The organism is Streptomyces sp. NPDC054866, from assembly GCF_053610745.1.
Genome location: NZ_JBSGZA010000005.1, coordinates 655,881 through 667,902 on the forward strand (window position 1 = coordinate 655,881; position 12,022 = coordinate 667,902).

At 71.9% G+C, this 12,022-nt stretch carries 7 protein-coding genes; 4 read left to right on the plus strand and 3 right to left on the minus strand.

What is annotated here, in order from left to right; all coding sequences use genetic code 11:
- Window positions 1-42 precede the first annotated feature (42 nt).
- Complete coding sequence (locus tag ACWGI2_RS27995; protein WP_453698274.1) at window positions 43-3,273, plus strand: AfsR/SARP family transcriptional regulator; 3,231 nt, start codon at window positions 43-45, stop codon at window positions 3,271-3,273.
- A 36-nt stretch (window positions 3,274-3,309) separates the two neighbouring features.
- Here the strand turns inward: ACWGI2_RS27995 and ACWGI2_RS28000 are convergent, their stop codons facing one another.
- Window positions 3,310-5,199, minus strand: a complete 1,890-nt coding sequence (locus ACWGI2_RS28000) for a sigma-70 family RNA polymerase sigma factor (protein WP_453698275.1) — start codon at window positions 5,197-5,199, stop codon at window positions 3,310-3,312.
- Window positions 5,200-5,403: 204 nt separating this feature from the next.
- Window positions 5,404-6,177 (minus strand): TetR/AcrR family transcriptional regulator, encoded by a 774-nt coding sequence (locus ACWGI2_RS28005; protein ID WP_453698277.1) that lies wholly within the window; start codon window positions 6,175-6,177, stop codon window positions 5,404-5,406.
- Window positions 6,178-6,550: 373 nt separating this feature from the next.
- Here ACWGI2_RS28005 and ACWGI2_RS28010 point away from each other — a divergent pair, with 373 nt between their 5' ends.
- Window positions 6,551-7,906, plus strand: coding sequence for an NAD(P)/FAD-dependent oxidoreductase (locus ACWGI2_RS28010; protein WP_453698278.1), 1,356 nt, complete (start codon window positions 6,551-6,553; stop codon window positions 7,904-7,906).
- Window positions 7,907-8,048: 142 nt separating this feature from the next.
- Window positions 8,049-9,722, plus strand: a complete 1,674-nt coding sequence (locus tag ACWGI2_RS28015; RefSeq protein ID WP_453698279.1) for an ATP-binding SpoIIE family protein phosphatase — start codon at window positions 8,049-8,051, stop codon at window positions 9,720-9,722.
- Window positions 9,723-9,725: 3 nt separating this feature from the next.
- Here ACWGI2_RS28015 and ACWGI2_RS28020 read toward each other — a convergent pair whose 3' ends face one another.
- Complete coding sequence (locus ACWGI2_RS28020; protein ID WP_453396541.1) at window positions 9,726-11,018, minus strand: MDR family MFS transporter; 1,293 nt, start codon at window positions 11,016-11,018, stop codon at window positions 9,726-9,728.
- Between the two features lie 122 nt (window positions 11,019-11,140).
- Between ACWGI2_RS28020 and ACWGI2_RS28025 the strand changes: the two genes are divergently transcribed.
- Complete coding sequence (locus tag ACWGI2_RS28025) at window positions 11,141-11,689, plus strand: MarR family winged helix-turn-helix transcriptional regulator (protein WP_453691628.1); 549 nt, start codon at window positions 11,141-11,143, stop codon at window positions 11,687-11,689.
- Window positions 11,690-12,022 lie beyond the last annotated feature (333 nt).

Below are 12,022 nucleotides of genomic sequence, written 5' to 3' on the forward strand. Positions count from 1 at the left end.
AACCCTCGCGCCTCGCGCGCCCCCGCCAGGGAGAATGACCCCGTGCGGTACAGAATCCTGGGCGCCACCGAGGCGTACGACGAACAAGGAGCGTCCCTGCCCGTAGGGGGCCGACGGCTTCGCGCGCTCCTCGCCACCCTCGCGCTCGGCACCAACCGCACCGTCCCCGTGGAAACCCTCATCGCCGAGGTATGGGCGCAGGACGAGCCCCCCACCGACGCCACCGCCGCGCTCCAGGCCCTCGTCGGCAGGCTCCGGCGTGCCCTCGGCAAGACCGCCATCGCCTCGGACCCCGGCGGCTACCGCCTCACCGCCACCCCCGAAGACATCGACCTGCACCGCTTCGAACGCCTCGTACGCGAGGGAAGGGCGGCACTCGAACGCAACGACCCGGCGTCGGCCGCCCGCACCCTCGGTGAGGCACTCGCCCTGTGGCGCGGCCCCGCCCTCGCCGACCTGCCCGACCGCAGCGCGGCCACCCGCCCCGAAGCGCTGCACGCCGAGGCGACCCGCGCACGCGTCGAGGCGCGGCTGCACCTGGGCCACGCCTCCGACGTCGTACCGGAGCTGAAAGAGCTCACCGCCGCCCAGCCGTACGACGAGGCGCTGCACGCCCTCCTGATCCGGGCCCTGCGCGACGCGGGCCGCGGGGCCGACGCCCTCGCCGCGTACGAGCACGCGCGCCGCACGCTCGCCGAGGGGCTCGGCGCTGATCCGGGGCGGGAACTGCGAGCGTTGCACGCGGAGTTGCTGGACCCGGGGGCGGCAGCGGGGTTCACCACCGGCGGGGCAAACCATCCGAAGGCCCCGGAGCGCCCGGGGGGCCACGAGCGTTCGGAGCGGAGAGGGAACCTCCGTCCCCGCCTGACTTCCTTCGTCGGCCGGGAACCCGAACTCGCCGCCATCCGTTCAGACATGAGACGAGCCCGCCTGGTCACCCTCACCGGCCCCGGCGGCTCCGGCAAGACCCGCCTCGCCGAGGAAGCCGCCGCCGGGCATCCGCAGGCATGGCTGGCCGAGCTCGCCCCGCTCGACCGGCCCGAGGCGGTTCCGGGAGCTGTCGTCAGCGCCCTGGGTCTGCGCGAAACCGCGCTGATGACCAGCGAGATGACAGTGACGCAGGAGGACCCGGCCGCCCTGCTCGTCGAGTACTGCGCCCCGCGCAGCCTGCTCCTGCTCCTTGACAACTGCGAACACGTCATCGGCGCCGCGGCCGAGCTCGCCCAGACCCTCCTCACGCACTGCCCCGACCTCACCGTCGTCGCCACCAGCCGCGAACCCCTGGGCGTCCCCGGCGAGTTCGTCCGCCCCGTAGAGCCCCTGCCGCCCGACCCGGCGCACCGCCTCTTCGCCGAGCGCGCCACGGCCGTGCGCCCGGACTTCGACCCGGAGGAGGACGCCGAGGCCGTCGCGGAGATCTGCCGCCGTCTCGATGGCCTCCCGCTCGCCATCGAGCTGGCGGCGGCCCGCCTGCGCCTGCTCTCGCCCCGGCAGATCGCCGACCGCCTCGACGACCGCTTCCGCCTCCTCACCAGCGGCAGCCGCACGGTCCTGCCCCGCCAGCAGACCCTGCGGGCCGTCGTCGACTGGTCCTGGGATCTGCTCGACGAGCCCGAGCGGACGGTGCTGCGCGAGGTGTCCGTCTTCGCGGGCAGCTGGGACCTCGCGGCGGCCGAAGCGGTCTGCACCGGGCCCGCCGCCGACCTCATCGGCGCCCTCGTGGACAAGTCCCTGCTCATCGCCGAGCCCACGCCCAGGGGCGACATGCGGTACCGCATGCTGGAGACCATCCACGAGTACGCGTCCGAGCGGGCCGCCGAGACCCCGGAGCTCCGCACCGCGGCGGGCCGCCGCCACACCGCGTACGTCCGTGCGCTGGTCGAAGAGGCCGAGCCGCTGCTCCGCTCGGCGGACCAACTCCCGTGGATCCAGCGCCTGGAGACGGAGCTGGACAACATCCGCGCGGCCCTTCAGCGTGCCATCGAGTCCCGCGAGGGTGAGGACGCCCTGGCCATCGCCCTGAGCGTGGGTTGGTTCTGGTCCATGCGGAACTACCGCAGGGAGGGCGCGGGCTGGGTCGCCGGCATCCTGCGCCTCGCACCACCGATGCCGCCCGACGGGCCCGATGGCATCCCCGAGGACACGGGCGACCCGCTCCACTGGTCCTGGATGAGCCTGCGGCTGCTGCACTTCTTCCTGGTGGCTGAGTCAAGGCCGACGGAAGCGCTGGCGGGCGACGAGGACCGCGCGTACCTCAGGCGGGTGCGGGACGCCTTCGCGCAACCGGTGCCGGCGGCGGCCCGCTTCCCCGGACTCATCTGGCCGTTCACCGCCTACTTCCTGGACGGCCCCGACGCGGCCAGGCCCGGCCTGGACGACGTGGTCGCCAACTGCCGTAGATATGGCGGTGACTGGGAGATCGGCGTCAGCCTGATGTTCCGCACGCACCAGGCCGTCGACGCCCCCGGCAATCTGTCCGGTGTCGACGAGGACCTCGCGGAGCTGCGCGAGCTGAGCAGGCGCGCGGGCGACCGCTGGATGCGCGCCCAGGTGTCCAGTGCCGCGGGCGAGGCCGCGATGGCTCGCTGTCTGCACGCGGAGGCCCGCGTCGAGTACGACGAAGCGCTGCGGCTCGCCTACGAAGTGGGCGCCTACGCCGAGACGCCTTTCCTCATCGCCCGCCTCGCCGAGATCGCGTACCGCGAGGGCGACCGCGACCTGGCGGAGAAGGCCCTCCATGAGGCAGGCATCGAGGCCGACCGGTACGGCGTTTCGGACTCCTGGGCGTTCATCCGGACGCTGCAGTCGCTGATGGCGCTGGACGACGGCGAAGTCGCCAAGGCCCGCGCCCTGTTCGAGGAGGCCCGCACCGACGCCGAGCGTGGCACGCCGCCGCCGCAGTTCATCGCGGCGCTTCAGGGCCTTGAGGCCCAGGTCGTGGCCGCCGAGTCCGGCCCGGCGCAAGCACTGCCCCTGCTCGCCGACGGACTGCGGGTGGCCCTTGAGAGCCGGTGCGCGGAGGTGGTCATCGCCTCCCTCGTGGAGGGCGGAGCCACCCTGGTGAGCAGGGTCGGCGACCACCCCCGCGCGGCCCGCCTGCTCGCTTTCGGCACCCGGCTGCGGAGCGGCAATCCGCGCCCGATGCCGGAGCTGGCCGAGGCCGAACGGATCGAGACGGAGGCTCTCGCCGCCCTCGGTTCGCAGCGGTACGAGGCGGAGCGCGCGGCAGGCACCGAACTCACCGCCGCCGAGGCACTCGTGGAACTGAGCTGACCCGCACCGTCGTGTGGAACTGAGCTGACCCGCGGCCTACGTACAGCGGAAGCGCGACTGTGCCCAGTCCGCGAGCGCGGCCGAGTCGAACGGCGAGTGCGGTTCGACGACCAGGCGGATCGTCTTGCGCCCGGTCAGGTTCACCTGCACCGGCACCGCCGCGTCCCCGCCCTTGATCAGCGGTGACCGCCACAGCCGCGTACCGTCGCCGAAGATCGAGAACCGCACCTTGCCGAGGCCCATCGTCATGTCGTCGACACCGACGACCGCGTCGTACGACGAGCATGAGCGGTTCAGGTCGATGGTGACGGAGGACTGGCCATGGACGGTCACGCCGTGGCCGTACTGCCGGTCAGCGATGGACAGGCCGGACCGCTGCCAGACCCAGCTGCTCTCGCCGAGCCGCATCTCGGGCTTGGTGCCGTCACCGACGACGCCGTACTGCAGCTCGCTCCACTGGTAGACCGCCGGGGCGGGCGGCGGCGGAGGCGGCGGCTTGGGCTTCGGCTCGGACGGCGTGGCAGTCGGCGTCGGCTTCGGGGCAGGCGGCTCGGGCTTCGGAGTGGGCGTCGGGGTCGGCTTCGGCTTCGGCTCGGGGGCCGGCTTCGGAGGAGGCTTCGGCTTCGGCTCTGCGACCGGCTGCTCGGGCTTCGGCTTCGGCTTCGGTTTCGGGGGCGGAGGCTTGCTCGGCACGACGGGTTCGGCGGCCGGGGGATTCTCGGCGTTCGGCAGGTCCTTGGGCTTGTCCCCGCCACCCGCGGTGAGGGCGAGTGCCACGGCCGCCGCCGCGACGACCACGGCCGCCCCGATACCGGCCTTCGCGGGCGCGCCGAGCCCCTCGGACGCGGCCGCACCGCCTGCCGCACCACCCGAGGAGCCGCCGCTCGCCGCTGCCGCGCCCGCCGCACCGGCGCCCGCGGCACTCGCGGCGCCACCGCCGACGAGGGCGGCCACCTTCGCGTACCCGGCGGCGCCGAACCAGCCGATGACCGCGATCGGCACGACCCCGGGAATGCCGCTGGCGACTTCCTTGATCTGGCCCGCGGCCAGGCGGCACTTGGCGCACTCCTCCAAGTGCTTGCGCAGGCCGCGCTCGGCCCGGGTGCGCAGGCTGCCGCGTGCGTAGGCGCCGAGCCGGTCGGCGTACCGCGCGCACTCCTCGTCGGCGGTGAGCGTGGTGCTCACATGGGCCTGGAGATACGCCTCCTTCAGACCCTCGCGCGCCCGCTTGGCGAGCACCCGGGTGCCGTTGGCGTCGAGCCCGAAGAGCGTGGCGACGTCGCTCGGGGACTCGTCCTCGACCTCCGTGTGCCACAGCACGGCCTGCCAGCGCTCCGGAAGGCTCCGGAACGCCTGCATGGCCATGGACTGCTCGGCCTCGTGCATCGCGCGCACGTCCGCGCCCAGGTCCAGCGTGTCGTCGTCGGAGACCTCGGAGCCGCGCGAGGCCTGCGCCGCGAACACCGCGAAGTCCTCGACCAGTTGCTCCCGCTTCGCCGACTTCGTCCACCCGGCGGCGACGCGGCGCACCGTGGTGAGGAGATAGGCGCGCACCGCGTGCTCGGGCCCGCTGCCGCCGCGGACCGCCTGCAGCATCCGCGCGAAGACCTCGGCCGTGAGGTCGTCGGCGGTGTGCGCGTCCCGGCAGCAGGTGCGGGCATACCGGCGGACGGCTTCGGCGTGCCTTCGGTACAGCTCTTCGTACGCGGTGTCGTCGCCCGCCCGCATCCGGGTGATCAGGTCGCTGTCGGCCGGCGGACCGTCCCCGGCAACGGGAACGGCACGCTGAGGCGGAACGCTGGGATCCGGGCCGCCCGAGCCGCCTGCGGATCCAGGTCCGCCCTGGCTCGGCACCTGCCGAGAAGGGAGCCCTGCGGCCTCGTCGCCCAAGGCGGAGGACGACTCGTCCCGCCCGTCACCACTCATCGCGGAAGCCCCCGCTTGCACACTCAGACCCGGCCATCCGGGAAAGAGTGCCATACGGGCGTGCTACGGCGAACGGCGATGACGGTCAACCACCCGTCCGAGGTGACTTCCCGTATTCGAGCACTACCGTTCACCCATTCGGGGAAGGCTCAACCTCCGGGCTCGCACCGGAAGTTGAGCCGCCCCGAGTGGCGGCAGGCCGAATCAGACCGACGGGCGCGAGCGCAGCCCCTCGAGCAGGATGTCGAGCAGCCGCGAGGACGCCGCCGCCTGCTGCGCGGCGTCCGGCAGCGAGGGCGCCGCCGTCGCTATCACCAGGAGCACGTCCGACACGGTCACGTCCGCGCGCAGCTCGCCCGCCGCACGCGCCCGCTCCACGAGGCGCCCGACGACGTCAAGGAGCGCCACCGCCCCCGGGTCGTCGGCCGCCGACTCCTCGGCCGGGGCCGAGCGCTGCTCGACGAGCCGCAGGTCGGGACCGGCCGCAGCCGCCTGCCGCTGCTGCGGCACGCGCGCCTCCTCGTCCCGCACCCCCGCGACCTCGTCCGCGACGCCCACCCGCAGCACCTGCGGCGGCAGGAGCCGCCCCGCGCCCGAGGCGACGGACGTCCGCAGGAAGCGCGAGAGCGCCGACCACGGTTCGTCCTCCTGCCCGAGCGCCGAACGCGCCTGGTCGGTCAGCCGGGAGGTCTCCTCCTCGGCTATGCGCCGCACCAGCACGTCCTTGCTGGGGAAGCGGCGGTAGACCGTGCCGACGCCGACCCGTGCGCGCCGGGCCACGTCCTCCATCGGCGCGCCGTAACCCAGCTCGCCGAAGACCTCGCGCGCCGCGCGAAGAACATGCTCGAGATTGCGCTGTGCGTCCACACGCAGCGGCGTCGAACGCGGTCCGTCCCCCATGTCGCGTCCGTTCCCGCTGGTGGCGACAGCCGATGCCGACGCCGTGGTCGAAGTCCAGTGAGATTCCTGAATATGCATACGCGTTCCCCCGGTAATGACGTCTCCCCCCGGAGACACTCCCCGCCATTGACACCCGGAGCGTGAGGAGCGAGCCCGATTCCGGGCCCCGTAGCTGGACCCGACGAGCGCATCCCCCGACACCCCGACAGCACACGAACATAGTTGAGCCAGAGTCAATTCAGAAGAGGCGGGTTCCGCACGGACCGCCCCCCGATCGGAGTACGCACCGATTCCGACCCGATTGCACCCCCTCGCTCTCCCCCCGTCCCCCCTTCTGACCTGCGGTTCATTCCCACGCCCTGTCAGGTCCCCGACGGCGCGCCGCGCGCGACGACCGGTCACACAAATTGCCGAGGCTGTGGACAAACTCAAGAGCTGCGTGCGTCATGGGATGGTGAAGGAACCTGTGCGCATTCTCGTTGTGGGCGGCGGATACGTCGGCATGTACACCGCGCTGCGCCTCCAGCGGAAGCTGAAGCCGGAGCTGAAGCGGGGCGAAGCGGAGATCGTGGTGGTGACGCCCGATCCCTATATGACCTACCAGCCGTTCCTGCCCGAAGCCGCGGCCGGCTCCATCTCGCCGCGCCACGTCGTGGTCCCGCTCCGCCGCGTCCTGGACAGATGCCGCATCGTCATCGGCGAGGTCAAGACGGTCGACCACGCCAAGCGCACGGCCTCCTTCACCACGCTCGCCACCGCGGACGAGGGCTCGGGCGCGGTCGAGATCACGTACGACGAGATCGTCATGGCCCCCGGATCCATCTCGCGCACCCTGCCCGTCCCGGGCCTCGCCGAGTACGGCGTCGGCTTCAAGACCGTCGAAGAGGCCATCGGACTGCGCAACCACGTCATCGAACAGATGGACATCGCCTCGTCGACGCGCGATCCCGCGGTCCGCGACGCGGCGCTCACCTTCGTCTTCGTGGGCGGCGGCTACGCGGGCGTCGAGGCGCTCGGCGAGCTGGAGGACATGGCCCGCTACGCCGCGCGGTACTACCACAACGTCAAGGCCGAGGACATGAAATGGATCCTCGTCGAGGCCTCCGGGCGGATCCTCCCCGAGGTCGGCGAGGAGATGGGCAAGTACACGGTCCGTGAGCTGCGCCGCCGCAACATCGACGTACGCCTGGAGACCCGTCTCGACTCGTGCGAGGACCGGGTCGCCGTCCTGAGCGACGGCTCGCGCTTCCCCACCCGCACGGTCGTGTGGACCGCGGGCGTCAAACCCCACCCGGTGCTCGCCGCGACCGACCTGCCGCTGAACGAACGCGGCCGCCTCGACTGCACCGCACAGCTGAGGGTCGACGGCGTCACGCACGCGTGGGGCGCGGGAGACGCGGCAGCCGTCCCCGACGTCACGGCCGAGCCCGGCAAGGAGTGCGCCCCCAACGCCCAGCACGCCGTACGCCAGGCCAGGACACTCGGCGACAACATCGCCGCCTCCCTGCGCGAACAGCCCCTCAAGGAGTACACGCACAAGTACGTGGGCTCCGTCGCATCCCTGGGGCTGCACAAAGGCGTCGCACATGTCTACGGACGGAAGTTGAAGGGCTACCCTGCCTGGTTCATGCACCGCGTCTACCACCTGAGCCGCGTGCCCACCGTCAACCGCAAGTCCCGGGTGCTCGCCGAATGGACCCTGTCCGGCCTGTTCAAACGCGAGATCGTCTCCCTCGGGTCGCTCGAGCACCCGCGTGCGGAGTTCGAACTCGCGGCCGGGGGCAGAAGCCCGAAGGAGTCCTCCTGACCGGAGGCAGGAACTCCCCGCACGACACCGGCGTCTGACGGATGTCAGTCCGGTCGGCCAGACTGTTCGTGTGACCATGGGCGGGCCAGGACCGCCGGAAATCCCCGCCCGATCCAGAAGCGACATCACGAGGCCTACCGCAGTGAACTTCACGCGCTGGAGCGCCCGGCTCCCCGGAACGCAGCGCCGCGCCGCGGCGCGCACCGACCTGGGGATCTCCCCGCCACAGCGAGCCGAAAGCTCCGTCCCTGCGGCCCGCGCCGAGGGGGGCCAGGAGGGCACCACCCTCACCCCCGAAGCCGCAGGCGTCGACGAACTGCCGACCCGCGAGGTGCTCGACCGCATTCCCGCCCTCGTCGCCCTGGTGCACGGCCCCGACCACCGCATCGCGTACGTCAACGACGCGTACGCCACCGCCTTCGGCGACCGCCCCGTGGGCGAGGCCGCCCGCGACGCGCTCCCCGAGCTGGACGAGCTCGGCCTGCTGCCCCTCCTGGACCAGGTCCTGCGCAGCTCCAAGCCGCGCACGGTCAAGTCCCGCAAGGCGGCGAGCGGCCGGTCGTACACCTTCACCTGCACGCCCGTCACGCTCCCCGTGAGCGGCTCGGCGGCCGGTCTCAAGGACGACGGAGTCCTCGTCTTCGCCGCCGACGTCACCGACCACGCCGAGGCCGGCGAGCGCCTCCGGGCCAGCGAGCGCACCCAGCGCGAGACGGCCGTCACCCTGCAACGCTCGCTTCTTCCCCAGGAGTTGGAGCAGCCGGACGACCTGCGCATCGCCGCCACGTACCAACCGGGCGGCACGGAGGCCGCGGTCGGCGGCGACTGGTACGACGTGATCACCCTCGGCGGCGGCCGCACCGCCCTGGTCATCGGCGACGTCATGGGCCGCGGCGTCCGAGCGGCCGCCGTCATGGGCCAGCTCCGCACGGCCGTGCGCGCCTACGCCCGCCTCGACCTGCCTCCGCACGAGGTCCTTCAGCTTCTGGACGGCCTCGCCGCTGAGATCGACGCGAGCCAGATCGCCACCATGGTCTACGCCGTGCACGACCCGAACGAAGGCAGCCTCGTGTACGCCTCCGCCGGGCACCTGCCGATCCTCGTACGGGACGAGGGCGGCACGATCCACCGCGCGGAGGAGCCCACGGGCCCGCCGCTCGGCACCGGAGGCTGGCTGCACACATCGGGCTCGGTCCCGCTGGGCCCCGGCTCGACCGCCGTCCTCTACACGGACGGCCTGGTCGAGCGGCGCAGCGAGGACATCGACGAAGGCGTCGCCGCCCTGGAGCGCGCCCTCGCGGGCGCCACCGGCACACCCCAGGTGGTGTGCGACCGGCTGATCCGCGCCCTGGGGGTGACGGCCGACCACGACGACGACGTGGCGGTCCTGGTCCTCCAGCACCCCGCACGCAAAGGCCTGGACGCCGAGCTGTTCCGCAACGCCGCCCTGGAGCTGCTCGGTGGCGTGGAAGCGGCGCCACGCGCGCGTGCCTTCGCGACCGGCGTCCTCGCCAGCTGGCGCTTCCCGCCCGAACTGCACGACCTGGGAGTCCTCGCGGCCAGCGAACTGGTCGCGAACTCCCTCCAGCACGGCACGCCGCCCATGCGCCTTCGCCTGCGCCGCACGGACCGCCGCCTGATCATCGAGGTCACGGACGGCGACGACCACCTCCCGCGCCGCCGCCGCGCGGAGCCCGCGGACGAGGCGGGACGCGGCATCGCCATCGTCGCCACGATCGCCTCGAACTGGGGCTCACGGCGCACACCGGGCGGCGGCAAGGCGGTCTGGTGCGAGTTCGCACTGCCGCGCGCGTAGGGCCTAGGAGCCGGCGGGCAGAGGCTCCGCGGACTCGGACTCCGGAGTGCCCTGAGCGACGACCCGGCTCTTCGCGACGTACGGCTGGTTCTGCAGCGGAGTGAGCTGCCGCCCGAGCCGCACGGCGAGCACCGTGATGCCGAGCGAGAAGAGCAGGAACGTCACGATGTACGGCCCGTGCAGCGCGGCCCCCATCGGACCGCCGACCGCGGGACCGACCGCGAGCGCCAGCTGCTTCACCAGGGCGAAGGCCGAGTTGTACTGACCGACCATCCCGGCGGGCGCCAGATCGGCGACCAGCGGCGCGACGGTCGGCGACAGCATCGCCTCACCGAGCCCGAAGAGCGCGTACGTCGAGATGAACGCGGCGGTGGCCATGGCCTGGCTCCCGTGGCCCATCCCCGCGTACCCGGCCGCGATCCACGCGACGGCCCAGATGAGACCGACGGCCGCGATCACCCGGGACCGCTTGCGCCGCTCGACGAACTTCAGGACGGCGAACTGCGCGATGACGATCACAGCCGTGTTGGCGGCGAGCGCGATGCCAAGGGTCGACGGCGAGATCCCGGCCGCCTCCACGCCGTACGCGGAGAGGCCCGACTCGAACTGCCCGTAGCAGGCGAAGAAGAGCACGAAGCCGAGCACGCACAGCTGCACCATCGCCTTGTGCCGGAGCAGCGCCCGCAGACCGCTCTGCGGCGCGGACCCGTCCTTGGGCACGGAGTCCTGGATGGACGGCGCGTGCGGCAGCCGCACGGTGACGACGATCGCGGCGAGCACCAGGAACATCACGGCCTCGATGGAGAACAGCGTGATGAAGCTGCCGGGGTCGTGCTCGTCGACGATCTGCCCGCCGATGAGACCACCGATACCCAGACCCAGGTTCTGCAGGAAGAACTGCATCGCGAAGGCACGCGTGCGCGTGGTGGGCGTCGAGCACCAGACGATCATCGTGGCGAGCGCCGGCTGCATCACCGCGGTGCCCGCACCCAGGAGGGCCGCCGAGACGATAGCCGTCGGCTCACTGTTCGAGAAGCCCAGGGCGAGGGCACCCACCGAGGCGGTCAGCGCGGCTCCCATGAGTACGGGGAGCGGGCCGCGGCGGTCGATGACGCGCCCGGTGACGGGCAGGACGATCAGCGCGGCCATGGCAAACGCGGCGAGCACGATGCCCGCCGTACTGGCACCCAGATCCCGCACCTGCGCCACGTAGACGTAGAGGAACGGAACCGTGAACCCGACGCCGAACGCGCTCAGCGCGCTGCCGACCTGAATACGACGCATCGCTGCGCCCATCGCCCTGGTCACTTTCACCTGCCTTAGGAGTTAGACGTGAAGACTTCGAAGCTAAAGTTAGAGCCTAAACAATACACACAGAAGAACTTCAATGCCAAGTAAGGGCGTGCCATACTGCGGCCATGGGTGACACTCCCGGCCCCTCTGAGCCGACTCTCGAAGAGCAGATCGCCGCCTACCAGCGGGAGTTCCAGGACCTCGACCCCCAGGTCGAGGAGATCGTCTCGGCCCTCGGCCGCCTCAACCGGCGCATGAGCGTCGCCTACGGGCGACAGACCGCGACCCTCGGCATCAGCAACGCCGAGTGGGAGGTCCTCAAGGCCCTGGTCCTCTCCGGCGCCCCGTACCAAATGGGCCCCGGCGAGCTCGCCAAGCGCCTCGGACTCACGCCGGCGGCCATGACCCACCGCATCGACCGCATGGTGGCGGAGGGTCTGGTGACCCGGGACCGCGACGAGTCCAACCGCGTACGAGTGATCGTCGAGCTCACCGCGGAGGGCCGCGAGAAGTGGCTGGAGGCGATGCGCCTGGCCACGGTCTTCGAGGAGGACCTCCTCCAGGACCTGTCCCAGGAGGAGCGCGGCGCCCTCGGGGAAGTACTGACTCGTCTTCTACGCAGGGTGGAAGACGCCCAGCCGGACGCGGGCGGACGCCTCACCGACCTGGACTGAGCGCCGGGTTGAAGGATGGGTCGAGCGCTCCACCACGGCGTTTGACAGCCACCCGCCCGATCCGTAAGGTTCTTCGGGTTGCCACGGAGCCGTAACGGTTCTGCGACAGCACCTCCCGCCGCTGAGACGCGGCAAAACAAACTCTGCACGACATCCCACCGGGAACGATTTCGGCATGCCCGAATTCAATTCCAGGACTCGATTATGAGTCACCGGGAAGAACCGCTAGAGTTTGAGACGTCGGAACGGCCCAACAGCCGGGAAGACAAGCCCCGCTGACTGGGAATCAGGCCCGAAAGGATCTGGTAGAGTCGGAACCGCCGGAAAGGGAAA

Coding starts and splice junctions, on each gene's coding strand:
- ACWGI2_RS28005 (WP_453698277.1), bottom strand. CDS start 6,177: ATGCATATTCAGGAATCTCACTGGACTTCGACCACGGCGTCGGCATCG.
- ACWGI2_RS28025 (WP_453691628.1), top strand. CDS start 11,141: ATGGGTGACACTCCCGGCCCCTCTGAGCCGACTCTCGAAGAGCAGATC.
- ACWGI2_RS28010 (WP_453698278.1), top strand. CDS start 6,551: ATGGTGAAGGAACCTGTGCGCATTCTCGTTGTGGGCGGCGGATACGTC.
- ACWGI2_RS28000 (WP_453698275.1), bottom strand. CDS start 5,199: ATGAGTGGTGACGGGCGGGACGAGTCGTCCTCCGCCTTGGGCGACGAG.
- ACWGI2_RS28020 (WP_453396541.1), bottom strand. CDS start 11,018: ATGGGCGCAGCGATGCGTCGTATTCAGGTCGGCAGCGCGCTGAGCGCG.